21 protein-coding genes and 1 pseudogene are annotated in these 25153 nt (G+C 40.1%); 11 read left to right on the forward strand and 11 right to left on the reverse strand.

All coding sequences use genetic code 11. The features are described 5' to 3' along the window. Positions 1 to 562: 562 nt before the first annotated feature. Entirely contained in the window at positions 563 to 1162 is a 600-nt protein-coding gene (locus ACPK8D_RS14725; RefSeq protein ID WP_424718610.1) for a thiamine-phosphate synthase family protein, read from the reverse strand. 407 nt (positions 1163 to 1569) lie between these two features. Beyond that, a complete protein-coding gene (locus ACPK8D_RS14730; protein ID WP_424718611.1) occupies positions 1570 to 2790 on the reverse strand; it encodes a hypothetical protein in 1221 nt (406 codons plus the stop codon). Positions 2791 to 3085: 295 nt separating this feature from the next. Between ACPK8D_RS14730 and splB the strand changes: the two genes are divergently transcribed. Together splB and ACPK8D_RS14740 are read left to right on the forward strand one after the other, a co-directional pair. Continuing rightward, positions 3086 to 4114, forward strand: coding sequence for a spore photoproduct lyase (gene splB / locus ACPK8D_RS14735; protein ID WP_424718612.1), 1029 nt, complete (start codon positions 3086 to 3088; stop codon positions 4112 to 4114). A 111-nt stretch (positions 4115 to 4225) separates the two neighbouring features. After that, entirely contained in the window at positions 4226 to 4486 is a 261-nt protein-coding gene (locus ACPK8D_RS14740) for a DUF2683 family protein (protein ID WP_424718613.1), read from the forward strand. A 172-nt stretch (positions 4487 to 4658) separates the two neighbouring features. On the opposite strand, the gene ACPK8D_RS14745 is transcribed toward ACPK8D_RS14740, so the two are convergent. Next, entirely contained in the window at positions 4659 to 5810 is a 1152-nt protein-coding gene (locus ACPK8D_RS14745; RefSeq protein WP_424718614.1) for a hypothetical protein, read from the reverse strand. A 491-nt stretch (positions 5811 to 6301) separates the two neighbouring features. On the opposite strand from ACPK8D_RS14745, the gene ACPK8D_RS14750 reads away from it, so the two are divergent. The 3 genes from ACPK8D_RS14750 (at position 6302) to ACPK8D_RS14760 (ending at position 9556) form a co-directional block, all read left to right on the forward strand. After that, positions 6302 to 7183, forward strand: a complete 882-nt coding sequence (locus ACPK8D_RS14750) for a carotenoid biosynthesis protein (protein ID WP_424718615.1) — start codon at positions 6302 to 6304, stop codon at positions 7181 to 7183. A 403-nt stretch (positions 7184 to 7586) separates the two neighbouring features. Then, a complete protein-coding gene (locus ACPK8D_RS14755; RefSeq protein WP_424718616.1) occupies positions 7587 to 8282 on the forward strand; it encodes a DUF169 domain-containing protein in 696 nt (231 codons plus the stop codon). A gap of 419 nt (positions 8283 to 8701) precedes the next feature. Then, positions 8702 to 9556 (forward strand): NmrA family NAD(P)-binding protein, encoded by an 855-nt coding sequence (locus ACPK8D_RS14760; RefSeq protein WP_424718617.1) that lies wholly within the window; start codon positions 8702 to 8704, stop codon positions 9554 to 9556. Between the two features lie 79 nt (positions 9557 to 9635). Here the strand turns inward: ACPK8D_RS14760 and ACPK8D_RS14765 are convergent, their stop codons facing one another. Both ACPK8D_RS14765 and ACPK8D_RS14770 read right to left on the reverse strand, forming a co-directional pair. Continuing rightward, positions 9636 to 11018: a radical SAM protein gene (locus ACPK8D_RS14765; protein ID WP_424718618.1), complete on the reverse strand. Its 1383-nt coding sequence runs from the start codon at positions 11016 to 11018 to the stop codon at positions 9636 to 9638. Continuing rightward, on the reverse strand, positions 11015 to 11377 hold the full coding sequence (locus ACPK8D_RS14770; RefSeq protein WP_424718619.1) for a hypothetical protein: 363 nt from the start codon (positions 11375 to 11377) through the stop codon (positions 11015 to 11017). Before ACPK8D_RS14770 ends, ACPK8D_RS14765 begins: the two co-directional genes overlap by 4 nt. A gap of 1007 nt (positions 11378 to 12384) precedes the next feature. Here ACPK8D_RS14770 and ACPK8D_RS14775 point away from each other — a divergent pair. Continuing rightward, positions 12385 to 12813, forward strand: coding sequence for a pyridoxamine 5'-phosphate oxidase family protein (locus ACPK8D_RS14775; RefSeq protein WP_424718620.1), 429 nt, complete (start codon positions 12385 to 12387; stop codon positions 12811 to 12813). Between the two features lie 423 nt (positions 12814 to 13236). Here the strand turns inward: ACPK8D_RS14775 and ACPK8D_RS14780 are convergent, their stop codons facing one another. The 5 genes from ACPK8D_RS14780 to ACPK8D_RS14800 all read right to left on the reverse strand — a co-directional run bounded on the left by ACPK8D_RS14780 (position 13237) and on the right by ACPK8D_RS14800 (position 17367). Beyond that, entirely contained in the window at positions 13237 to 13665 is a 429-nt protein-coding gene (locus ACPK8D_RS14780; RefSeq protein ID WP_424718621.1) for a PKD domain-containing protein, read from the reverse strand. Between the two features lie 807 nt (positions 13666 to 14472). Further along, a complete protein-coding gene (locus ACPK8D_RS14785) occupies positions 14473 to 14715 on the reverse strand; it encodes an SPASM domain-containing protein (RefSeq protein WP_424718642.1) in 243 nt (80 codons plus the stop codon). A 448-nt stretch (positions 14716 to 15163) separates the two neighbouring features. Next, entirely contained in the window at positions 15164 to 16153 is a 990-nt protein-coding gene (locus ACPK8D_RS14790) for an NADH:flavin oxidoreductase (RefSeq protein WP_424718622.1), read from the reverse strand. Between the two features lie 80 nt (positions 16154 to 16233). Next, the gene (locus ACPK8D_RS14795) at positions 16234 to 16572 is read right to left on the reverse strand and encodes a hypothetical protein (protein ID WP_424718623.1); all 339 of its coding nucleotides are present in this window, start codon (positions 16570 to 16572) and stop codon (positions 16234 to 16236) included. Positions 16573 to 16986: 414 nt separating this feature from the next. Beyond that, positions 16987 to 17367, reverse strand: coding sequence for a response regulator (locus ACPK8D_RS14800; RefSeq protein WP_424718624.1), 381 nt, complete (start codon positions 17365 to 17367; stop codon positions 16987 to 16989). Positions 17368 to 17837: 470 nt separating this feature from the next. Between ACPK8D_RS14800 and ACPK8D_RS14805 the strand changes: the two genes are divergently transcribed. From ACPK8D_RS14805 to thiE, 4 genes are all read left to right on the forward strand, one after another. Next, positions 17838 to 19019, forward strand: coding sequence for a cysteine desulfurase (locus ACPK8D_RS14805; protein ID WP_424718625.1), 1182 nt, complete (start codon positions 17838 to 17840; stop codon positions 19017 to 19019). 210 nt (positions 19020 to 19229) lie between these two features. Continuing rightward, a complete protein-coding gene (gene fdhD / locus ACPK8D_RS14810) occupies positions 19230 to 20018 on the forward strand; it encodes a formate dehydrogenase accessory sulfurtransferase FdhD (protein ID WP_424718626.1) in 789 nt (262 codons plus the stop codon). Positions 20019 to 20229: 211 nt separating this feature from the next. Continuing rightward, entirely contained in the window at positions 20230 to 21015 is a 786-nt protein-coding gene (gene thiM, locus ACPK8D_RS14815) for a hydroxyethylthiazole kinase (protein WP_424718627.1), read from the forward strand. A gap of 170 nt (positions 21016 to 21185) precedes the next feature. Beyond that, positions 21186 to 21851, forward strand: a complete 666-nt coding sequence (gene thiE / locus ACPK8D_RS14820; RefSeq protein ID WP_424718628.1) for a thiamine phosphate synthase — start codon at positions 21186 to 21188, stop codon at positions 21849 to 21851. A 213-nt stretch (positions 21852 to 22064) separates the two neighbouring features. Here thiE and ACPK8D_RS14825 read toward each other — a convergent pair. Next, positions 22065 to 22933 (reverse strand): annotated as a pseudogene (locus ACPK8D_RS14825) (cation diffusion facilitator family transporter). A gap of 731 nt (positions 22934 to 23664) precedes the next feature. Between ACPK8D_RS14825 and ACPK8D_RS14830 the strand changes: the two are divergent. After that, a complete protein-coding gene (locus ACPK8D_RS14830; RefSeq protein WP_424718629.1) occupies positions 23665 to 25131 on the forward strand; it encodes a right-handed parallel beta-helix repeat-containing protein in 1467 nt (488 codons plus the stop codon). Positions 25132 to 25153: the final 22 nt, after the last annotated feature.

Genomic DNA, 25153 nt, shown 5'->3' on the forward strand with positions numbered 1-25153 from the left:
ACACAGAGCAAGAATCTCTTCACGTTTCATAAAAGAAAAAAATAATTCATTTTATATCCAATTTTTCCTCGGAACGAGGAAAAATTGTGGAGCCCTAACAAGGCTACCTGAATAGTTACTAATTTTTTTAATTTTTTTCTTTAATTCTCGATCTCTTCAGAAGACAGTGAAATAAAATCACCAGAATTGCTTTTAGACATTACCCGTAAAGTCTCCTAAAACTGGGCGAATAGATACTCTATTGAAAGCCAGAACTTTGAAAGCCAGAATTTGTATTCAGGATATCCTGTTAAGAAATTCGTGTTAGCATGTACTCTACTAGCATACCACATAGATTTAAATACACAAAAGTGCTATTTAGTATCACTAAAAGCGAACAAACCATACCTTTCAAAACGGACACCGAAACCGGCATTTACCACTTCTAATGATGCCGGTTATGATAAAAAGCCGGTTCTTCGGCTTCCTTCACTCCCGGAGGAGAGGGTTTTTACAATCCTTTCCCCGTTCCTCTTCTCCTCTTTACCAGTTTCGTTTTTCTTATCTTACGGCTTTTTCGTTTTCATCTTGTTCTCTGTCCTGGCTCGTGGTAACTTCTGGCAAGCTCACACATCTGTTTCGCAACCTCGATTGGGTCTTTCCCCACAAGAATACTCACCGGCTCTTTTCCAACCGCACCTGTTTCGTAAAAGACCCTGGGCATTTTTCCCCCTGCAGCCCGGATAGCTTCCTCGACCATCCAGGAAATGGCTTCTCCTTCCGCATCCTTCAGATTCTCAGGCTCACGGCTTCGGTCCACAACTGAAAAATCCCATCCTTTCTCTTTGCAGTAAGTTTTTAGAAAGTCGGCAATATCGGGATTATTTGCAAAATCTATAATAGACCTTATTTCAGGGTATTTTTTCCGGATTTCCAGCAGAAGGTGTGCCATATAGCCGGAAGCCCCGAACTTTATTTTTCCGATAGCTTTCGGAAATCCATCAACTACGGAAATTCTCCCGTCAACTGCGAGAACGTCTTCAGGAGTGGTTGATTCTTTTGATGCATAAACAAAATTAGTTCGAACTTCAGGAATCAAAACCGAGAATTCCGCACATTCTTCTATTTGTTCAAGCCCAAGGTATAAACGCCCTATCATGTCTATCTTTTCTTTGAGATCCATAATATCACGGCTCCCCATCCAGTTTATCTTATGATATCTCTCCCGCCTTTGCGAGTTTGGACTGCAACCAGTCGGACAATAGAATACAAAGCAATTTACAGGATATTAGTAATTGTGAATTTATTTTTTATTTAATATATATTTACCTGGCATATGCTTAATCGAAAAGAGTACTAACAATTTTAAAAAGAGCAGAAAAAAACAGAAAAATGTACAGAAAAATGTACAGAAACAGAAATAGAAACAGAAACAGAAATAGAAACAGAAATAGAAACAGAAAAAAGATGAAATTTAAAGTCACAGCACTTGTGAATGTCAAAGACTTTACCGGTAATGGGAGAGTTAGCAGGGATAATAACCTGCTAATCCCTGGGAAATAACCCGAAACCGCCGGTAACAGTAAGAGCTTATCCGGTACCGGTATCATTCGTCTTTAACTGGTAGAAATGGTACTCGTATGGCTGCCAGGTATCTTTGATGGTTCCATCGGTAACAGTCACGGTTCTGTTCTCCCATAAGACATCATACGCTCCATCCGGCACGCCGGTAATTGTTGCATTATTTGCCGTGCCATTTGCTTCAGTAAAATCAAGCATGCTTGAGGACGCAACTAATTTTCTACCATCCGCATCAGTAAACATATAAGCTGTAACAGCATCGATTGTGCCGCCCGGATCTGAAGTTATACTGGTTCTGCCGCTGGTTACGTCCGTTGTTAAAAGTGTCCGGTTGCCTTCCATAATCCAGGGCCAGACCTCTTCATATTTCGGCTTAAAATCGGCCCATCCGGCATAGTTTGGAGTATCTTCTGCGTATTTATAGGCATATGAAAAAACCCCCTGCGCTCCACCTAAAATTCCCATAACAATCTGACTTTCGTGACGATCAGCCACTTTTTGCTCAGTATTCAGGTCCGGATCTAAATCATTCACTTCAAGAGCCTGACCAAAGGCTTCTGTTGTTACATATACGGTTTTTCCTGCGTTTTTCCAGTCAGGGGCATTGGCAATTAGGTTACCATATACCCAGGCGTGCGGGCGTTCAGGATGAAATTTAGTGTAGGTCGTGAAATAACAAACATCCAGCCCCGGAATAAATTCTTCATCATCACGTCCGGTCTGCATATCACCTAAATAATCGCCAGCAACAGCATTGGGGAAGTATTCCTTCATACCTGTGTACATACTGATAAGCGTTGAAGGACTTCCTTCCTCATCAGGGAGATAGACCCCATAGAAATCATTATCGGTAACGCCTATATCCCTGACTTCTTTCCAGAAGCTTTCGGACTCCATTTGCGGGCCGCTAGTGGCTACTAAATATTTCGAAATTCCCAGCTGCTTGCCTCTGTTAATGTTATCAACAAACTGTTGTGGAGTTATGGAAGTGCTCCATCCAAGGTGAACAAGCGTAGCATTATCCGTTAAAAACTGAGTGCCGGTCTCCCATCCCATCATCCCATATGCCGGAACTGTGCCACGCGGATACGGAAATTCACTGTTGTTCGATGAGTCGTTATCCGATGCACTCTGTCCGTTAGATGCCAGTGCAGCCGATGAGCCAAGAATTAAAAAACAAACCAGGACTGCTGAAGTCAAGAATGTTAAGTGTGAACTATCTTTCCTCATTTATTTCCATCCTCCATTTCCTTCTCCTATCTGGACGTGTATTTGAGTTTCCCCGTGATTATTATAAATTTAGATAATATATATAACTGCAGGCAGATTCTGCACCGATTAAAAGCCTATCGAAAAGTTTCACTGGCATGCTGCATCTATGAAATTCGCAGTGAAAAGAACGCAGTACAGGACAGATTCTCAAGAGACGCTTACAGGATATGAAGAGACGTTTCAGGACGTGAAGAGATGCTGACAGGGCCTGAAGAGACGCTTAAAGGATTACGATACGCAGGAGGTGTTAGCGATGAAACTGTTTTCGCCCGACAGGGTGATCTTTGAGCCCAGGGCCCTGGACTATCCTCTTGGGCAGAAGATCTACGCCTATTTTGAGGGCACCTCTACTGAAATCATAAAGGCGCCCATTAAAAAGATATCCTCCTTTATTCCGGGAACCACCGGGGGACAGAGATACGCAGCCGGCAAGAAAACTCTTGTTGTCACAGTTAAAAAAAGCCTGAAATTCGACGTATGCAAACCGTCTGCCGATTTTGAATTTTCGCTGGTGACCGGCTGCCCGGCAAGCTGCGAATACTGCTACCTCTATACCACGCAGAGCAGCAAGCCCTATCTCAGGACCTATGTAAATCTGGATGAGATCTTCGATTCCATCAAAAACCATATCTCCCGCAGCGGCGACCGGCTCACCACCTTTGAGGTGGCAAGCGCAGGCGACCCCCTCGCCATCGAACACATCACAGGCAGCCTTGCACGGACAATCGAGTTTTTCGGAACCCTGGACAACGCCAGGCTGCGGGTCGTAACAAAATTCAACAACGTCGACCCCCTGCTCGGCCTGAAGCACAACGGTCACACCCGCTTCCGCGTGAGCATCAACTCCAGCTACGTCATAGAGAATTTCGAACACAACACAGCCAGCCTCGAAGAAAGGATTGAAGCCGCTTCAAAGCTCGCTTCAGCCGGCTACCCGATCGGGTTTATAGTTGCTCCCATTATGCTCTACGACCGCTGGAAAGAGGATTACCTTGAACTCTTTGAAAAGCTCCGCACCCGGCTTGATGCGGTCAAATCAACCGAACCCGTCACCTTCGAACTCATCCAGCACAGGTTCACCCCAGCCGCAAAGAAGGTCATACTGGAGCGTTTCCCTGACACCCGCCTGGACATGGACGAGAGCAAACGCACCCTGAAATGGGGAAAGTTCGGCAGGTACAAATATATCTATCAAAGGAAGGACGCGGTAGAAATCAGGGAATATCTTACTTCGCTGATTGGGGAGAGGTTTCCAGATGCCAGGATTGAATATTTCACGTAAGGCTTTTAAAAAAGAGAACAGCTAAAGTTGACAGGTTGGCAAGTTTACATTATCTTATAAACATGATATCTTTATATATGAATGTGCATATAGTGTGCATAAGGGATGCACATGATACAGGCCAGGATTAAACTGTCAGACAGAACAAATCATGTTCTGAACATTGTTAAAGCCAAATATAACCTGAAGGATAAGAGTGCCGCTATCGACTTAGTTATAGCTCAATATGAAGAGAAAATACTTGAGCCTCAATACAGCCCTGAGTTCATAAAGGAAATGCTGGATTCGGAGAATGATGAATTAATTGGCCCATTCGAAAACGCCGATGAATTAAAAGCATACATCAAGAGCTTGCCTGATGGGGATGAGTAAGCTTGTACAAATTACTGGTCACAGGAAAGCTTTCGAAATACTTGAAAAAATTAAACAAGAAAAATCGTGTACTATTCGAGTCATCTTCAAGAAAGCTGATGAATTTGTATCAATCCTCAGCATTATAAAAATTCAGAAAATAGAAGAGTATGCACATTTTTGTTAATACGTTTTAGATTTTTTGAGGTTCATGAATACTATTATTTACATATGATGCGATATCATCAAAACTCACTACATAACCTAAATCAATTAAATCTAAATTTTGATAGAAAAGACTTAGTCCTAAATCAATACAGTCTTCGGATATTTTTTTATCAATTTTTCTTTTGTTTTCTTCTTTTGAAACATGAAACAGGCTGTTCCTTCTATTTCTCATATCTTGAGCTTTTATACAGGTTTCTTTATCTATGATCCCCTGTAATTGTAGTGCGTCAATTTTTATTTGTGATGTCCAGTTTCTTGAAATTGTTTTTAAATACTTATTACTAAAACCGTTATTTCTCATCATTTTTTCCCATGTCAGGTTGAGAACTGCTTCAACAAACATCCACGTGTTAGCAAAAGATAACAGGTAATCACCGTGGAAATGATAGTATTTTCCATATCCTAAAAAAATAAACACGTCCCCAGTCTTTAAAATATCATTATTTTTTATAGATGACCAAACTAAGTTTACGGCCATGATTAAATCAAAAAGATCATTTGTGTTCAATTTTATAGCTTTATATCCCTTACCTCTTGAACGTGCTTTTTGTGAGCATACCACATAAACATCTTCTTTATGTGTTCCGTTTTCAAAGTTTATATCTGCAAGACGTATAAGTTCATAATCGTGGACAAAGTCAAAAGGAATATTAAGAATATTAAAAATTGATATTAGTTTGTTAAAAAATTCTAAAATACTGTCTTGGGTCTGTTTATCATCGGATTGGCAAAGTTCAATAAACCCATCATTAAAATTAATCTCGTTATCTAATATTGTAGCATTAAAACCCACTTGTTGATTATTTAAATCAAATATTTTTACTCTTGGTGAAAGCTTAAAGCAAGTATTTTTTAATGTCCACGTCGAACTGAGAATATCATCATCTTTTATATTTCCAATCCTTTTTAAGGCATCTGCAAATATTTTCGCGTCTTCTCCTGAATGTATGATTTTACCGTCATCGGTCTTTTCAATGTTTATTTCTTGTTTTTTAGTTGATATATGGATAATGCCTTTACTTTTTAAGAGATCTATCGATTCTTTTTTGGTGAGATCTCTCTCTTCTCCTTCCGCTTGAAACTTGATCTCGAAATCTTCTGAATTTTCTGCATCCATTTAAATCACCTAAATGAAATGCTACTACTCTAAATATCCGATATTATCAAAACTTCCACCAAGGCTTATTATCATTGACTTCGGGTAATAGCTTAGTATTTAGCTTACTGTTTTCCTGTATTAAGCTCTGAATATGTGCCACCTTTCTATACATTTTCTTGTTCGTTCTCGTTCTGGTTATCCTTTATAGTCATCTGTTCAAGAATGCCTGAAAATAAAACTTCTTTAGGGGTTAACCTAGCGCCTTAGAAACCAAGTTTTCCCAGGCTTTAACTCTTTCCAAAATATGGTTGTTAAGAGTAAAAGGCTTATCACCGGTATTTTGTTTCATTTAATGTAAAGTTCCCTTCGGAAACCCTAGTCTTTTCAATCAACATAAGAGATATTCATGATTCTTTGCCTAATTTCTTGAGAAATTATCCATATACTAGAAATTATGTTATCAAACATTCTCGCAAGTTTTTTAAACCGTCATTTATTATTTAATGCGCATGCCCTTGCTAAATCTATACTTTCTCGCCTTTGAGATTCTGGTTTTAGTGCTCTTTCTGGCCTGTCTGCAAAATGCATGGCAACGAGGCTCCTGGGTAGCCTGGCAACTTCTTGCGGGGGTGCTCTTCGGCTTGCTGCTGGAATGGGCTACAATCCAGCAGCTCGACGCTTACGAGTACGGAAGTTTTCTGGTAATGCTTGGGCCTGTCCCTGTGGTCGTTGGGGTGGCCTGGGGGACTATTATCTATAGCGTTTGCGCCTTTTCCGATAAAACCAGCCTTCCGGAATGGGCACGGCCTGTGCTCGACGGGCTGATGGCTTTGAATATCGACCTTTCCATAGATGCAATAGCCATCCGCCTGGGCATGTGGGATTGGGGAAAAGGTTTTGATTATCAGTACTTCGGTGTTCCTTACAACAACTTCTGGGCATGGTTCTGGGTTGTGTTCTTTTTTTCGGCAAGCCTTCGGTTGCTGTCAAAGCTCCCTGGCTTCTGGGGGCGCTGGTTCTCCCCTGCAGGAGCTATAATCTGTGGCACGACAGGCGTGCTTATTACCAACGAGCTCATTACCAACATTCCCAATGACCTGATACATTATGCTACTATCATTGCAGTTTTAGGGAGTGCTCTGCTATTGATACTGGCACTACGCCCGGAAGTCTCGGTCCGGTCTCAGGCTGCATTTGTCTTTCTTGTGTCTCTCGGGTTTCATGCCTATTTCCTGATAGCTGGGTTAGTTTCAAGCGCCATCCTGGACCCACCCTTTTTGCTGGTGGTAAGTGTAGTTATGAGCATAATAGCACTTGGGCTTCATCGAGATGCTCTAAATTACTGGTATCGGTCGAATAGAGAAAGCAAAATAGAGAAAGCAAGTAATTAGACCGCCGACTGACCCCAGGATTGAACGTAAAATAGACTCCTGTTAGTCTATAAAAAGCCAAACTAAGAAAAATGGTAAGATGATTCCGAAAAAATGGCTTTATAGGAAATCTATCTGAATCATCTTCTGTTTTGTAGAAAACCTAATTAAATCAGCTTCCAGAGGCTAAAAACGAACAAAACACACCAGATCTATGAAGAGATAAATTAACATAAAAAAATCTTCAATGTCTCTTTTATCTTGTATATAATTTCTATTTTCATACATACTTTCATTGTATTGAAAAGAATATTCTAATATAATGTTAAAAAGAAATAATATAGTGTTCAAACAGAAATTGAGAATATTTCCTATTCAGGTGTTAGTAAATTTTTGAAACTGGTTAAAAGTCGGGGTGAAGAATATGGAGGTAAAAGAAATAAACAGCTATGGACAGGAAATGGTTGAATGTCTTAAACTAAAAACCTCTCCTGTCGCAGTAAAATTAGTTCCGAAAGGAGGAGAAATTCCAGCCGGAATTAAAAAAGTAGGCGAGGTTATGACTCACTGCCAGTTCATTGACAGAGTGAGGAGAACAGGAGAAGAATTCTATACCTCATGTGAAGATCACATGTGTAAAATTGGATCCGGTACACTCGGCCTTAATGAATTACCTGCAGAAGTGCCCAGTGGAGAATCGTATTACAAAGAATTTGGGCTATTTAGCACCCAGGGAGCTGCAAGGCGTACCGCAGAAATGATGCCTGTCCTTCCATCCAGTTCTACTGAGGTTGTTATGTATTCTCCCCTTGAGAAAACTACATTTGTGCCAGACATTGTAGTACTCCTCTGTAACCCAAAACAAATCATGATACTCATCCAGTCTTATATGTACAGGAACGGAGGAAGGCTTGAAGCAAGTTTCACAGGAACGCAGAGCTTATGCGCTGAAGGTATTGTGCAGACATACAAAGAAGGCAAAATAGGGGTTGGTTTCGGTTGTCTCGGCAGCAGGACTTTTTCTAAAATGGAAGATGAAGAAATGATTATGGGCATTCCTGTTGAACTTCTAGCTGATGTAGTTTCAGGCCTCAAGGAAATCTGCCCTAAATATGGTTAAAATTCTGCATCTTTTCACAAACAGTTCTTTAATTTTTAAGTTATTCCAGAAGATCCTGATCCTGAGAACTCGTAACGGGTTATAAACACAATGCCTCAAAAGGGTAAATTGGCATAGAGAAATTAAAGCAGGCATACAAGGGACAATAAACTTAAAAGTATAAAAAATGGATGAGAAAAATAAGTAGCAGCTATCAAAACCTGATATTATCCGGAGGAAGTCAGTGTAGGAGTGTATGTACTACCTCAGTTCAGATCTTATAATTGTATTTTTCTTTGATAGAGTTCATTACTCATAATTTACTTGTTAGTTCTGAGAATCAGGTTACTTCTGAGAATTAAATTCCGGTAAAAATAAAAAATAATAAGTCTGGAATTGAGTTTAAAAGAATAATAGATTTGGAACTGAGTTGGTATAAGATGAATATAATATTAGGAGCAACAGGCCAGATAGGTTCAATGCTTGTGAGCAATCTTTTGAAGAAAGATCAACCGGTAAGAGCCGTTATTCGGAATAGTTCTAAAGTACAGGAATTAAAAAATAAGGGTGCTGAGGTTGTTATTGCAGACTATTTTGATGCAGAAGCCTTAAAAAGAGCCTTTCAGGGAGGAAGTTCGGTTTTCCTGCTAACTCCTGAAAATCCGGAATGTAAAAACTGCTTAAAAGAAGTCCGGATGATTATAAACAATTATAGAGAAGCTGTTTTATCATCCGGCGTTACTAAAATCGTTGGTTTATCTTCTATGGGGGCACAGCACGAAGCAGGAACCGGGAATCTGATGGCGTCTTATATACTGGAACACGCTTTTTTCGATCTTGAAATTGAACAAACTTTTGTTCGGCCTGCTTATTATTTCAGTAACTGGCTTGGATATTTGGAATTGGTTAAGGAACATGGCATACTGCCAACTTTTTTTCCACCTGAAATGGAGTTGCCAATGATAGCTCCACCCGATGTTGCAAAATTCTTAGCTGATGTAATGATCTGTAAAAATCCACAGGAAAGAATCTATGAAATAATGGGCCCCCGTGCTTACAGTTCTCTAGATATTGCAAACATATTTAGAGAAGTATTGAACAGAAATGTAACTTTGCAGCAAATACTACCTGAAGAATGGGAGAGTACGTTACTACAGGCCGGGTTTTCAAAAGATGCAGCGGATAATCTTATTCTTATGACAAAAGCAGTTATTGAAGGAAAAACTAAAAATGATGCACTTAATCCGATTCGTTTTTCTACGGATTTCAAAACTTATTTGAAAAATTTTGTATAACCTTTTTCAATCAAGAACTGCACCTGTTCTTCCGTGAGGATCTCATTCTTAGAGATTCGTATAGCTGAATTCAATCATATCAACAAGACTTACTGCTGGCTGCTCTCAGATCCTTCAAACTTGAAAACTTCGATCGGACGTAATTTTCCAGACCGTATTTCCATTCCTTACACTCAGGTCTGCCCCTGTTAATGAACATTGCCTGATGGGTGCAGCCTCCCATACAGATTGGCAGCATTTTGCACTTCACGCAGTCAGGGTACTCGAAAGGTTCCCAGGAAAGCCACTGGATCTCGCGGTTTCCTTTCTCCTCGTTTTGTCGTGTCAGGTCGCCGATTTTTCCGATGCTTGCGGTCTTGTTGCCTATTTCGGTCCAGCACTTGTACATATCCCCGTCTGGATCCAGGACAAAAGCATTCGTCCGGTTGGCGTCGCAGGCGCGGGCAAATCTTGGATAAAAGGACTCTCTGCCTGCCTCGAATCCCATAAGGTTCAGGTTTTTATAAAAAGCCTGGTTTGTTCGCGAGAATTCTTCGGTCAGTATACAGGAACTCTCATACGACTTGCATCCCGCCGTGTAGGGTATAACCTGGCCCAGGTAAATGAATACGTCACTCAGGTCGTTCTCCTTTAACACGTCTAGGAGCCTGCTAACATTATCAATATTGGAGCGGTCAATATTTACGCGGATATATGTCTCAATACCGTTTGCCTTCAGAAGCCTGATCCCTTCAAGAATCCGGTCGAAGGTCGGGCCCTTGCTCCCTTTGAGCATTCGGCGGCTGTCATGCACTTCGCGGGGTCCGTCCAGGGTAACGTGGATAAACTTAATATTGTTTTTCTTAAGGTTCTGCACGGTATGAGGGTCTTCCGAAAGCAGGTAACCGTTAGTAACCATGCCGGCCGAATATTCAACTTTATTCTTTTCCGTAATGGCAATTATGCTCTGTGACAGATCAAAAATAATTTCCTTTGCCAGGAGTGGCTCTCCGCCATACCAGGTTACGAATATATCTTTTCCTGTCTTTACTATCTTTTCAATATAGTTGAGTAAATCCTGTTTTATGTCGTCTGTCATGAAAACGTTTTGCTTACCCTGCCCGATCTGGCCTTTATCCGATTGATCCGGTCGCTCAAAGCAGTAGGAGCAGGCAAAATTGCAGGCTAAAGTGGGAGCTATAACCAGTCTGGCCAGAGAGCTGTCATATTTATCACTGTTATAGGCAAATTTGACCATTCTCAGCTCATCGGCAGTATCGTCAACGACAAATCCTCCCCTTTGTAACTCGTCAACGAACCGCCTTTCGTTTTCTGGCAGGAAAGCGTAATCAAACTGAGGAATGTTCAATAAGTCTATACGGCTCGTTTTCACCTCAGCCAGTGCTGTAGTAAGGCTGTTGAAAATTATTGCCTTTTCCGGGTCATCGGTTGACCATACAAAATTATAAACTGACGGTTTCATTTCTGTAACTGATTTTTAATTCGTTCTTTATTCTTAATTTGTGCTTGATTCTTAATTTGTACTTGATTCTTAATTTGTACTTGGTTCTTTATTTGTACTTGATCTCTAATTTGTACCTGATCACCGATATTGCTTTTACACTCGCAGAATCCGCAACCCCCTACACCGTCGCATCCGATACACCCGCCATTGGCTGCATTTAGTTTTTGGGGTAATATCAGGTGGACAATATCAGCAGATTCCTCCACGATTTTAAGTTTCACATCCTGATTCGTTTCTGCTTTAGAGATGACCTCTTGCTTGGACTCCTCGCGGGACAGTTTGTCTGCCATTTTGATTTCCTGTTTAATTTTTCTCATTACTTTTACCCCCTATCAATTATTAGTAAGTGATTTTATTTTCAAACCTGAGTATACATCCTAACTTATAGCATTAATTAATAATGACTATTAGTATAAACATTTAACTACAGATCTAAACGTCAGTTATAGTTTGTCAAAAATAATATCTGTCTGTATTTAATTTTACAAAAAAAGGCATTTAAAAATAAACTGGCTGGTCCTTCACGATTCCCGGGATTTTTGCAATCGACGTTAAAAATAGACTAATTTTTGTGTTCGAGTGAGATATTGTTTTATGTACTTGCAGATCATTCAGATAGTAATATATTAGAGGTGTTTTGAATGTGTTGTTCTTATCTTATAACAGTGAACCCCAATTCCGATAATGAATTTTATACATGCGATGTTTCCCCAAAAAAGGGTAAGTTACCTGCCGAAGTGATACTGAAGTACTGCAAAGGCGACTACGAAAATTGTCAAAGATTTATGTACCGTTCACGTTTGATGGGGTAATAAAAAGGTTCAGGCTTCTGTAACCCTTAACCTGACTGTTTTTCGGTTTTTGTTTCTGTTCTTCGTTGTTGTGAAGCGCACTAATATGCTCTCACTATTTCATGCTCTCACTATTTCCCAGCATGTTTTGGTGAGCTTATGAAAAAGATCAAGGCAAGTTTCAGATATATTATTTTGTTCCCCACATTAATCCCCGATAAGGATGCAATACTGGAAATTACATTAACGTTGCTGCTCATTAGCAATATGGGGGAAAAGGAAGAGAAATGAGTATTACTTCCTGTTTTAAAACGAAAATCGTAGCCTCCAGGCATGCCATCCCTTTAATTTTTATGATACTTTTTTAGGTAAATCAACAAAAATTCTGTACTTTAGAAACTCAACTATTATTCCCAACTGGACATCTGGAAACATAATATTCATTTTTGGGATCTGATCATCAATTACTTTGAAACGATTATCTTGAAATATTATCAAGTTAAAAATTAACGGTACTTTGGAGGAAGTTAAATATGGATTTTAAAGACTGCATTAAGTTTGCAAATGAAACACCTGTTTGCTATCTAGCAACAGTAGAGGGAGATCAACCTAGAGTTCGGGCACTGGGGTTCTGGTTCGCCGATGAAAGCGGATTTTACTTTCAAATTGGAGCTATGAAGGATATGTACAGGCAACTTCAGGCAAACCCAAAAGTAGAGGCATGCTTCTGGCAACCCGATGAAACAGCAGGAAAAATGATGAGAGTTGCAGGTAATATAGAATTTGTAGATGATCCGGAACTTAAGAAGAAGGTCCTGGAAGATAGGCCATTTCTTAAAGAGTTTGGTCTGACATTTGATCATCCAGGGCTTATAATTTTCCGCATTGCTAAAGGTGAAGCATATTTTTGGACAATGGCAACTAACTTGGAACCTAAAAAGTTCATTAAATTTGGCGATTAAAATATTTTCCAGAAATAGTATTTTCAATTAATGAGCTCGTCCCAAAACCAATTTTGGTCTAATTCAGTATGTTTTCAGGATCATTTTTCAGGATCAAAAGCTCGATTGACTATTTCAAATTTTAGGCTCAGATATGTACTTTTGAGTTTGGGATAGCTCTCTCAAAACCATATTTTTTCATATTTCACAAACTTAACATCTGGCTCGATCTTGAATTCAAATCAGAGTTTTTACGAGCTCATCCCAAAACTCAAAATTGGATCTCCAAATCTCGAATTTTGAACTATCAATAGGGTTTCCTCATGGAAAATAATTCTGAAACTTTCATTAATTTAGGAAAAACCTGGTTTTGGGACGAGCTCAATATAAAAACATGATTTATACAAACTGGAAATGGTAAGTAAACTTTTAACCTTTTCAAATTTATTTAATAACAATATTCTTATGAACCCACAACTTTCCAACACAACCATCACATTTGATAGTCATACAGCTAATATAGTAACCAGTCTTTGGAAACTTGTGTACCGGATTTTTCAGTGATGGAGTAATTTTTGTTCCTTCGAGATGGGTTCCATCTCCAAAGTCCCATCTGATATATGTCTCTTTACCTTTTGATAGATCCTTAAATTGCACTATTCGCGGATCACTGGTTGAAGCGGCTACCGCCGTATAATCAATACGATTACTCCCGCTGGATAGACGGGCTGTCGCTGGAGGAGTTCCTGCACCAAGAGGAGTGGGGGATACATAACACGTTGCATAGGCTTCTGCAGACAATAAGGTCAGCATTAGTAATATTGTGAAAACAGATACTATTATTTTCCATACAGACTTTGTATTATTTTTCATTTATTACCTCCTGTTTTTTTCCTTTGTTTGATCCGGGAACGCCCGTAATCAAAAACTACAGGAAAAATTAACATATAAACATACTTATTTTCAGGAGATTAAATAAAAAACGCAATTCGAATTTAAAGCTTTATAATGCTTTATTTTTTTATCTAAAAGATTATAACATTATAAATTCATTCAATCCTATTCTCAATTGTTACAAGCTAAAAAATATGAATTATTAGATGCTTATATATACTAGATCTTAAGACAGTTTTTTATTTCCAGCAAGAATCAATGAAATCTCCACAATTTACCAGAACTCCATCAATTTGAGGCACGTAAGTATGACCCATTACATAGTACCTACAGCCACACTATTCAACATACCTCCTGACCTTCTCATTAATCCTCTTAACCTACTCCATATGCATATGTCTTCCAATACGCTCAAATAGAGTCTTAAAAAAGGTGATAAATCAGGGAGAGATAGTCTTAGATTGGTTTATAGAAGAAATAACCGAATTTTCTTTAACGGCTTTGACCCCTTCTAACACTTCAGATACCTTAATCTAAAATAGTCAAGAACTGCCTGGGACTTATTAATTGCCAGCTCAAAATATTCACTGGAACAGACTGAAGGGATCTGTAAAAAAGACGAATCTAAAAAATCGCACAATAAATCAGATAAACTATACTGTTGTATCAAAAACAAGCTTCTTGACTATAACCGTCTTTCGGCAGCATTAACAGGACTTATTGATGGCTGCTCTAAGAGCTTCAAACAGGAAAACCTGGCTCGAACGTAATTTTCAGACCGTATTTTCATTCCTTGCATCCGGGTCGGCCTCTGTTAATGAACATGGCCTGGTGGGCGCAGCCTCCCATGCAGATTGGCAGCATTTTGCACTTCACACAGCCCGAATTCACGCAGCCCGAATATTCGAAAGGTTCCCAGGTCAGCCACTGGATCTCGTGGCTTCCCTTATTATTGTTTTGTTGTATCAGATCGCCAATTTTTCCGATGCTTGAGGTCTTGTAACCTATTTCGGTCCAGCACTTGTATATAACCCCATCGGGATCTAAGACAAAAGCATTCGTCCGGTTGGCATCACAAGCCCTGGCAAATCTTGAGTAGAATGGCTCTCATTCTTCAATACTTTGCGGAGTTTTCGGTAGATTGCAAAAATGGCAGGATCACGATTCTCTGGTTAGCATGAGATATATCCGAATTTTTTTAATGACGATGAACTAACGGATATAACAAAATGATTTACTCATCGAATACACTAAAGCTAACATAATCTTATTAATCTGATATTTTTATGTGTGGTATGTGCACATAGTGTGCATAAGGACACATATGATACAAGCCAGGGTTCTCAAAAGATGCAGTAAATAATCTTATACTTATGACAAAAGCAGTTATTGATGGAAAAAGTAAAAATGATACGACTAATCCTATTTGTTTTTCTACGGATTTCAAAACTTATTTGAAAAATATTATATAATATATTCATTGAGGATTATTATTTTCAGTTCTTGCCGGACATAGAGTATGGTCAGTGAACCAGAAACACCTCTTACATCCAGAGCATGTTTTTACAGGCTCGCTATTTATCACATGATTGGCAAACTCAGGGTCAGCTAACATGCCCCTGCCAACAGCAGCAAAATCCACGTAGTCATTTTCAATCAAGAACCGTACCTGTTCTTCCGTGCGGATTTCATTGACTGCAATAACGGGAATACCTGCTTCTTTTTTGATCTTATAACCACTATAGGCTATAGGACTGCATATGAAACCTTCCGGAACCGGGTTTGCCGGAGGCTGCATGCCAAATGAAATGTGCAGTAAATCAATACCTGCTTTTTCAAAAGCTCTAGCTGCTTCAATGCCATCCTGGCTTTCCGGTAAATATTCACCCATGCGCACGCTGACAATAAAATTTTTGTGAGTATGGTTCCGAATCTCCGGTATAACTTGTGTTAAAATTCTTGCTCTGTTTAGAACGTCGCCGCCGTACTGGTCGGTTCGGCGGTTGTAAGAAGCATCGAGAAACTTGCATAAGGTAAATCCGTGGGCGAAGTGATATTCAACGCCTTCAAAACCGATTTCACAGGCGCGAAGGGCTGCCTGCTTCATGTTCTTCTGCATCGAATGAATTTCTGCAACTGACAACTCATTAATGTCCATATTGCCGCAATGAAGCTGCATCATTATCGCCGCACCATGTTCATGGCAATTGCTTGCAATTTGCTTTAAAGCTGCAATATCACCTGTTGACCACATCCCGGTTGAATCTACAGCCCCAAATACGCTGGTGGCCTGCACAATAATAAGACCGGCACCGCCTTTTGCACGCTTTGTATAATGGTCAATGTGCTGCTTGCCATAATAAGATCCGTTATCCCCATGAAAGGAAAAAGTAACCATAGGAGGCATTACAATTCGGTTTTTAATGTGGTTTCCACGAATCACTAATTCGTCTGTTATCTTAACCATTTCATTTCCCCGCTATATTTCCTTGCCAACTTCTTTCCTGTAGAGCCAGTAAATTATAGTTAATTTCTTGATTTCTTCCTTTATTGGTTTTTGCCGCAAAAATTCGGATAACGAGTGTGTATGAATGCAAATGTACCTGGAGGGACATTAGTAAACGAATAATATCCATTGCTATCAGTGTCAGTGCCATCCCAATCAAAATAATCGCCAACGTCGGCATTAAATAAGTCAATATGAGTTGACGAATTATCAATTAATGGTGTTTTTCCATCGCTATAAAAAACTGTACCCGAGACATTATGTTTTTGTCGAGAAAGTTTTACTTGCCCGAATGCTACCGAACTGAAGAATAAAAGGTAGATTATCACAAGGGTCATTAACGCTAAAATTAGCCTTTCTTCTTTCAGGTTAATATTCATTATGAACCTCGTTCTTAATTTTTACTCATTAAAAACTGAGAACTATAACCTGGTGAGGGATCGGAAAGTAAAAACTATTAAACGGTTAATTGTAGTCCCGAACGTAAATATTTGCACTTACTTTATAACCACGGAAGGCACGGAAAGTACGGAAGAGCTGTGCCCCGATTTCCTATATTCTGTGTTTTCCGTGCTTTCCGTTGTTAACCCTTCGCTTGAGATTGGTGAAGAAATTTTAATCCTTGATTATAAATAAAGCTCGTAAGGTTGAAAGAAATAAATTTTTATGCAAAAGCCTGCTCTGTTCAATACTCTGTTCAATATACAGGCGCGGCTCACATACAGAAATCCTTTTGCAGATTTTCAGCAGCTTTTTGTTAATTTAATCAATAAGTATTATTATCACTCAAAAAGCTAGTTAGGCTCGGCAATTTTTCTGAGCACGTCCAGCATCCCATCAGGTTTAAAAGGTTTTACTACAAAACCCATAGCGCCTATTATCATGGATTCCGTTATCAGGACCTGCTGGCCAAGGGAAGAAAACATTGCCATTTTTGCTTCCTGGTCTATAACAAGGAACTTATCCAGCAACTTTTTCCAGTTCATATTGTCCGGCACATTATCCGGCACCATTATATCCATTAACACGAGGTCTGGCTTTACTTCCAGATACCTTTGAACGGCTTCCTCCTCATCAGCCACCTCAGCAACCACTTCATGCCCGTGCTTAAAGAGAGTATCCCGGATTGCCATCCGCATAAATTCGGCATCTTCTACGATCATAACCCTTGACATTTAGCTTCCTTCTTTTTTATTTTTATTAAGATAACTATATTATTCTGCGATTTCCACGTATACTCCTTTTTGTTGAATACTCCTCAGCCTGCCGGTAGATTCGAAATTTCCAATAACTCTAAGTCATTCAACTGTCTTATTCTTTTTGGTTAGTGCGGAGAATCAGCACATCCGTTCTTCCAGCGCATTACACAAGCTCATTTAAATTCTAATAAAGTCGAAATTTTACCCCCTCTCAACGAAGAAAAATAATATTCTTTGCCAATAGATTAGCCACTTTGAGTCAATTAAAAAATACTTAGCGCAAAAAGCACTCTGCAACAGAGCCAAATATGTACTCTTTATGCGCCTGCTATCCGGCGAAGAACTATTATTTATGCAGTGGAAAATAAATATAAAAATTCGTTCTGTGCTACAGCATAATGCCTTTCTTTGAGGGAATACGAAAGTGGGAGTAGAGATGAAGTTTTATGAAGATTGAAGACTGCATAGCTGATTTTCAGATACCCCGATACCTCCATTATATGGACAGTGCGGCAACCAGCCTTATTCCTGAACCTGTAATAGCTGCAATGAACGAATATGACCGGCAGTACCGGGCCAATGTTGGGCGGGGAATGCACAGGCTTACAAGGGTTGCAACCCAGAAATATCAGGACGCACATGATAGGGTCAGCAGCTTCATTGGGGGGAACGAAGGCACGACAGTCTTTACCAGGAATACCACCGAAGCTATCAATATGGTTGCGGCCGGCCTTGACTGGCATTCCGGAGACCGAATAGTCACAACTGGAGCAGAGCACCACTCCAACCTGCTTCCCTGGCTTCGTCTACGCCAGGAAGGCATTGAGGTAGGAATTATCCAGCCTGGCGAAGCCGGGATTTTTGATATCGAGGCATTTGAAGAAGCAATTACCGCTAATACAAAACTGGTTGCGGTCAGCCATGCCTCAAACGTACTTGGCACCGTGCAGTCTGTCCGGGAGATTGCTGACATCTGCAAAGCGAGGGGAGCCTATTTTCTGGTTGACGGGGCACAGTCCATACCTCATTTTCCTGTGGATGCCAGGCGCATGGGATGCGATTTCTTATGCTTTTCAGGCCACAAGATGCTCGGGCCGACCGGCACAGGCATTCTGTGGATGCGTGATGCGGTTATCTCTCCCCTCATACTGGGCGGAGGCACAGTAGAGGATGTCACAACCGAAGGATATACCTTAACCGGGGGCTACAAGCGGTTTGAAGGGGGCACCCCGAATATCTCAGGCGCAATCGGGCTTGCGCAGGCTGTGAAATATCTCGAAAACCTGGGGATGGATGCCGTATTCCGGCATGAACAGAAGCTTACTGACCATCTCCTTGCAGGGCTTGCAGGGATCGAGAATGTCACAGTCCACGGGCCGGAGAATGTGAAAAACAGGATAGGAGTTGTCTCTTTTACTATAGATAAAATTCATCCCCATGAAATCGCTTATCTGCTTGATGAAAGAGCCGCAATTCTTGTCCGTTCGGGAGATCACTGCTGTATTCCGCTAATGAGGCATCTTGGGCTTGAAAACGGTACTTTGAGAGTAAGCCTTTACCTGTATAATACTCTGGAAGAGGTTGACCTGCTTATTGAAACCATTGAGGAAATCGCACGCATCGCATAAGACGTATCTGAGGATGTGAGAATATAACCTGGGAATATAACCTGGGAATATAAAGGCATAGTCTGAGAATGTGAGAACAGGATCTGGGAATATAAGAAAATAGTCTGAGGATGTGGGAACACAAACTGAGGGTATGGGGATACGCTCTATTGATATCTCCGGGAATATGAGCTGAAGAAATAAGAATCTGGTCTAAGGATAGGTGTAAGGATGTACAGCACGGTTTCTTATATAAAAATTGATGACGGATCAATTCTTCAAGCCTCTCATGAGGTTGTAATGGAAGTGCCTCTTGCAGTCTTCGTCAACGGGCGCCACGCTCTAACTGCCATGATAAGCCCGTCAAGGCTTGAAGAATTCGTGACAGGATTTTTATACACGGAAAAGATAATCAGCAAACCTGAAGATATCGAGTCCCTGCGCATAGAAGAGCAGGGAGAGGGAGAAGAAAATAAAAGTACCAGTGGACTGAGTGCAAATGTCCTGACAAAAAACCCTTTTTCGATCATGCTTTCAGGCAAAACCGTTCTTTCGGGATGCGGCGGCGATACTTCATATCTTGATGCTGACAGGCTTCCGAAAATCCAGTCCGACCTGGTCATTGAGCCTTTCGCGGTAAAAAATATAATGAAAGACACGCTGGCTTCCGAGCTTCACACCAGGACAGGGGGAATCCATATAGTAGGGCTTTTTGGGCCGGAGGGCAGGCTCTGCATAATGGAGGATATAGGCCGGCATAATGCTCTTGACAAAGCAATAGGTTACGGGTTGAAGCATGGGGTGGATTTTTCCAGGACATTTGTAGCTTCTTCGGGAAGGCTCTCCTCAGAGATGGTAAGAAAATGTCTTATAGCCAATATCCCTATTATTGCATCCAGAGGTGCAACCACCACGCTTGCCATAAGGCTTGGAGAACAGTCAGGCCTTACCATTCTCGGTTTTGTCCGGGGCCAGAAAATGAATATCTATACAGGAGCAGAAAGAATCAGGAGCAAGTAATTTGCCTGCAACCTTTCCGAAGGAAAGCTTGACCAGAGGAATTAGGAGTGATGAGTCTGCGTGTCATTGATTTCCGGGTGCAATATTTCTGATTGCGATCCCTGCAACGCTGGCTGTATACGGATTGCCTGGTAAATACTCCTTATTGAAGCGCTTGATACGACTGTAGTATACACAAAGCTGCGATTTAAAACGTCTATTGAGGAATCTTATGAATAATCCGTTAAAAGCAATAAGAGAAACAAAACCCCTTATACATCATATAACGAACTGGGTAACGATTTACGACAGCGCAAACATGACAAGAGCTTTTGGCGCACTGCCCGTAATGGCGCATGCCCCTGAAGAATGTGCTGAGATGACAGGGATTTCATCGGCTCTTGTGCTTAACATCGGAACCCTGACATCCGAAATCATTGATTCCATGCTTCTCTCGGCTGTCGCTGCAAACGGAAAGAAAATCCCGGTCGTGCTTGATGCCGTCGGGGTCGGGGCTACGAAATTCAGGGACGAAATGGCTGCAAAAATCCTTGGTTCGGTCCGTATCGATATTATAAAAGGCAATTACTCGGAAATTGCAAAACTGGCAGGCGAAAGCGCCGAGACAAAAGGGGTTGAAGCAACTTCAATTACTGCGGACCCTGAGAAAATCGCAAAAGAATTTGCAAAGTTAAACTCTTCCGTTGTCGTGATGACAGGAAAAAAGGACATCATAAGTGACGGAGAAAGGGTATTTGTTGTAAAGAACGGGCATGAGCAGATGGGGTCGATTGTCGGAACCGGATGCATGGCTGCATCGGTAATAGGTTTGTTTGCTGCAGTAAATCCTGATTACTGCGAAGCCTCCAGAGATGCTTTATGTTATTTTGGAATTGCAGGGGAACTTGCAGCCGGGAAATCAAGCGGGCCCGGAAGTTTCAAGGTCAACCTCTATGATGAGGTGTTCAACCTGTCGGATGAAAAAGCAAAAAGTATGATGAATTTTGAAGAAAAGTAAGTTCAGACTAAAAAAGAACTGTAAACTTAGAAGAGAAAGGAGAACTACAAGTTTAGAAGAAAAAGAAAAACCACAAGTTTAAAAAAAAGAGAAGAACTGTAAATTCGGAACGAAGTAGATTTATAAAAAAGCCTTTTTGAAAAAAGTATAAACCGGACAGATTTAAGCATATGAACCAGAAAGATTTCAGCCGGAAAAATTCCCTTTTAAAAGAAATCGACTTTTATCTCGTGACGGATTCCGCACTCTCAAAAAAAGGAATTTTATCCGATGTCAGGGAAGCAGTCGACTCAGGTTGCAGGATTGTTCAGTACCGGGAAAAAAATAAAAGTACGAAAGCGATGGTCGAAGAAGCCTCCGAAATCAAGAGAATATGCAGCGGCAGGGCAATATTCCTGGTAAACGACAGGATCGACGTTGCTTTAGCAGTTGATGCGGATGGAGTCCACATTGGTCAGGACGACATGCCTCTTGAAATAGCAAGGAGGCTCCTTGGCCGGGATAAGATAATCGGGCTCAGCACCCATGGCAGAGAAGAAGCAATTATGGCAGAAAAAACCGGGGCTGACTATGTAGGTCTTGGTCCTATCTTCGATACAGCTACAAAAAAAGATGCTGGAGACGGAATCGGTCCGCTTAAGATAAGAGAAGTCAAAGCTGCAATAAAGCTTCCTGTAGTTGCTATCGGCGGAATAAATAAGGAAAATTGCGAGAGCGTTATTAAAAACGGAGCTGACAGCCTGGTCGCAATTTCTGCAGTTGTGTGCAGTGACGATGTAAAAAGGGAAACTAAGTATTTTATTGATATTATCCGGAAAAACAAAACGCAATCATGAGATAGCTCATAGAAAACGTATCAATCAAGTTGATTCCAAACCCGTTTCTATTCTCTAATCCTCAGAATTAATCAGAAATCAGAATTATCCAGGAATCAGAATTATTCAGGATTCCTTTCATAATCAGAAGTTTCATTGGTTACTTAAAATCCTAGGTTCAAAGGAGTAATTTGGAGTTTTGGGATCGGCTTATCTATAGAAATGCTTTTTAAATCATTTACTCAAAACACATACTTTTCCAGAACAAGCTCCTTCACTTTCCAATTCAAGCGTTGAGTGTTCTATGTGATGTTTTTCTAATTCGCTTTTAATAGACTGCCTCACATTATCCGGTTTTTGTAGATATTTGTCTTCGACAACGATATGAGCTGTTAAAATATCCGTTTCTCCTTCCAGAGACCATATATGGATATCATGGACCATTCTCACTCCTTCAATCGAGAGGATAGCTTCCTTAACCTTATCAATGTCGATGTACGCCGGAACGCCCTGTAGAAGAAGGTTAAATGTCTCCTTTGCATTTCTTGAAACTCCCCATAATACAAAAATCGTGAATCCTATCGTCATTATGGGATCAATAACAGGTTCGTTCCAGAACCTGATAATTATTGCTCCGATGAGCAGGAATATCCATCCCATAATATCTTCGAGAAGATGCCATGACAAGATTTTTTCTTTCTGGCTCATCCCCTTCTTCAACCTGAAATATCCCAGACCGTTTATGATGATCCCAATGATTGCAATTAAAATCATTCCTTCGGCATTTACGGGTTCCGGATTTATCAGACGCGGTATGGCCTGGGACAGTATGAACAATGACCCGGCTATAAGCACAATAGTGGCAAATACCGCAGATAAAAGAGATAACCTCCGATATCCGAAAGTCATTTTACTCGTTGCAGGCTTTTTTGCTTTCTTTTCTGCAAGCCAGGCACTATTAATGCAAAACTGTCAGCAAAATCATGCAATGCATCAGCCAGCAGTGCTAAACTGTTTGTTAAGAGTCCTCCTATGAATTCTATAACTGTAAAGAGTATATTCAAAGATGCAGCAAATCCCACATTTTTTTCCCTATCTCCCATAAAAAGTACTTCTACCCATATCGTTATTAAATTTTCTGTATTTTATTTAATTTAAAACAAAGAGCGACTGCCCAGTTCAATTGGGCATTTGTTTCATAGAGCTCCAGATGTCCAGCTTAATAGAGCTCCAGATGTCCAACTTCATAGAACTCCAGATACCTGGCTTATGATGTTTAGACAGTAGGGTAAACATTGTTTGCCTCTGGCATACATATTTTCTAAACACTACTTATTAGATTCATTAAATCGGTTTATTATAAATACAAAGTTATCTATATATTAAATTCACATATGTGAATCCAAAATTTAAAAGGTTCATGACTTTGCAATAAAAACCAGTAACATTAATAAGCCTTATATTCCGGTTATTGATAAAAGTCCCCATGCATATGAATAAAATCCACTTATCTTTAAAAGAAATTCTCTTATAATTTTAAAAAAATCTACTTGTCTTTAAAAATTCTACTCGTCTTTAAAAAACCCATTTATATTAAAAAATACTCAGATACTTGAGACAAATACATTTTCTTTGTAAACCTTAAATTTCGTGATGCTATACTTTGCTAAGAAAGCTATTAATTGCTTCTTGGGATAAATTATGGAAATCGTTAGTGAAATAAATTCTCTAAATTTTTTAAAAAATGAAAGACTGATTATTTCCGAACTTTTATCAGTAATTTTTCCCTGGTTTTTTCAACATTAGAAGTTTATAATTTAAATATGGGATAACAATGAATGGAAAACTTCTGAGATACATACAGCAAAATAGGGATAAAATAGGAATATCCCTTGTAATTATTTTTTTCTCAATTTTACTGGGAATACTTATTTTTCAATCTATAGAGTCCGGCTTTTTTTCCAAGCCGTCAAATAAAATCGTGTATGTGGCTGCCGATGGAAGTGGAAACTTCACCTGTGATGGGATTGATGATCAGGTAGAGATAAATCAGGCTCTTGCATATGTTGCAGAAAATCCGGAGTATTCAACTGTTCACTTGAAAGGTAACACTACATACGTTATTTCTGACAGTATTCTAATTGAGAGCAATACAGTCCTTGAGGGAGACCGTACAGCTGTAATTAAACTTGAGGACAATGCAGACTGGACAGTGGGCAAGCCCGTGATAACACAGATGAACAGCGACGGAGTCCACAGAGTCACAATAAAAGGATTCGAAATTGACGGGAACCATGACAATAATAAAAATGAAAAGAGAGGGCAAGGATATTACAATATGATCCACTTTCTTGATTCTAAGCATATAGACGTTCATGGTATGTATATGCATGACGGTCACGGAGACGGGCTAAAATTAGAGAGAAGCTCCAATATCAAGTTTTACAACAACAAAGTGTATAAACTGGGACATGATGGTCTGTTTGCCATTGATAGTAAAAACATAGAAGCCTGGAAAAACAGAATTACCTGCAGAACTAATGGCGGGCTTAGAGCAATGAACTCAAACCACGTAAAATTCCACGATAATGTAATCGATTCTTTTTACCACTGGAGTGCAGGCGGCGCTGGAATTCTGATTGAAAAAACGACAGGCGTCGTTAATGAAGTAGAGCTGTATAATAATACTATCAGTAACACTTATGGGCCCGGGATATGGCTGATAGGATACGAGGACTCATACTCCATAAAAGAGGCAAAAAATGTCCATATACATCACAACACCCTCTACAATACCGGTACGAATCCAAGTATTAATTGGGTAGGAGGGATAGTGACCAGTGGGTTTTTTGATACTCTTATTGAAAATAATGTATTTGACGGGATATATCATGGAGCCATTATTAACATGTATCCTTCTTCCGGAGATTTAGATCACTCGGTTGATCTTTCCCCTCAGGGAACGGGATATAAAACTATTGTCCGCAATAACATAATTGTTGGTACCCAGAAGCGCACAAAGGATCCTGATGGGACAGGATATGCAGTAATTAATTATCTCCCCGAGACACATAAAATTGTGCTGGAAAACAACTGTATATACAACAATTCGGGTGGAACTTATAAAAACGCAAGTTCAACTACAGACATCTATGCAGCCCCTCTCTTTGTAAATCGGAGTAAACATGATTACCACCTGAAATCAAACTCTCCCTGTATCGGTGCAGGATATTCTTCATCAGGCTCTTCAGGGTACCCTGCCGAAAAAGGTAATAATAAAAATATAGGTAGATACGACTAATGCTGGAAGCCCTGGATAAATC

Origin of the sequence: Methanosarcina sp., assembly GCF_049706645.1 — an archaeon.
Lineage (GTDB): Archaea > Halobacteriota > Methanosarcinia > Methanosarcinales > Methanosarcinaceae > Methanosarcina.

Bases quoted from the DNA above. Each gene is read 5' to 3' on its own strand.
- ACPK8D_RS14725 (WP_424718610.1), bottom strand. From the start codon at position 1,162: ATGGATCTCAAAGAAAAGATAGACATGATAGGGCGTTTATACCTTGGG.
- ACPK8D_RS14730 (WP_424718611.1), bottom strand. From the start codon at position 2,790: ATGAGGAAAGATAGTTCACACTTAACATTCTTGACTTCAGCAGTCCTG.
- splB (WP_424718612.1), top strand. From the start codon at position 3,086: ATGAAACTGTTTTCGCCCGACAGGGTGATCTTTGAGCCCAGGGCCCTG.
- ACPK8D_RS14740 (WP_424718613.1), top strand. From the start codon at position 4,226: ATGATACAGGCCAGGATTAAACTGTCAGACAGAACAAATCATGTTCTG.
- ACPK8D_RS14745 (WP_424718614.1), bottom strand. From the start codon at position 5,810: ATGGATGCAGAAAATTCAGAAGATTTCGAGATCAAGTTTCAAGCGGAA.
- ACPK8D_RS14750 (WP_424718615.1), top strand. From the start codon at position 6,302: ATGCCCTTGCTAAATCTATACTTTCTCGCCTTTGAGATTCTGGTTTTA.
- ACPK8D_RS14755 (WP_424718616.1), top strand. From the start codon at position 7,587: ATGGAGGTAAAAGAAATAAACAGCTATGGACAGGAAATGGTTGAATGT.
- ACPK8D_RS14760 (WP_424718617.1), top strand. From the start codon at position 8,702: ATGAATATAATATTAGGAGCAACAGGCCAGATAGGTTCAATGCTTGTG.
- ACPK8D_RS14765 (WP_424718618.1), bottom strand. From the start codon at position 11,018: ATGAAACCGTCAGTTTATAATTTTGTATGGTCAACCGATGACCCGGAA.
- ACPK8D_RS14770 (WP_424718619.1), bottom strand. From the start codon at position 11,377: ATGAGAAAAATTAAACAGGAAATCAAAATGGCAGACAAACTGTCCCGC.
- ACPK8D_RS14775 (WP_424718620.1), top strand. From the start codon at position 12,385: ATGGATTTTAAAGACTGCATTAAGTTTGCAAATGAAACACCTGTTTGC.
- ACPK8D_RS14780 (WP_424718621.1), bottom strand. From the start codon at position 13,665: ATGAAAAATAATACAAAGTCTGTATGGAAAATAATAGTATCTGTTTTC.
- ACPK8D_RS14790 (WP_424718622.1), bottom strand. From the start codon at position 16,153: ATGGTTAAGATAACAGACGAATTAGTGATTCGTGGAAACCACATTAAA.
- ACPK8D_RS14795 (WP_424718623.1), bottom strand. From the start codon at position 16,572: ATGAATATTAACCTGAAAGAAGAAAGGCTAATTTTAGCGTTAATGACC.
- ACPK8D_RS14800 (WP_424718624.1), bottom strand. From the start codon at position 17,367: ATGTCAAGGGTTATGATCGTAGAAGATGCCGAATTTATGCGGATGGCA.
- ACPK8D_RS14805 (WP_424718625.1), top strand. From the start codon at position 17,838: ATGAAGATTGAAGACTGCATAGCTGATTTTCAGATACCCCGATACCTC.
- fdhD (WP_424718626.1), top strand. From the start codon at position 19,230: ATGTACAGCACGGTTTCTTATATAAAAATTGATGACGGATCAATTCTT.
- thiM (WP_424718627.1), top strand. From the start codon at position 20,230: ATGAATAATCCGTTAAAAGCAATAAGAGAAACAAAACCCCTTATACAT.
- thiE (WP_424718628.1), top strand. From the start codon at position 21,186: ATGAACCAGAAAGATTTCAGCCGGAAAAATTCCCTTTTAAAAGAAATC.
- ACPK8D_RS14830 (WP_424718629.1), top strand. From the start codon at position 23,665: ATGAATGGAAAACTTCTGAGATACATACAGCAAAATAGGGATAAAATA.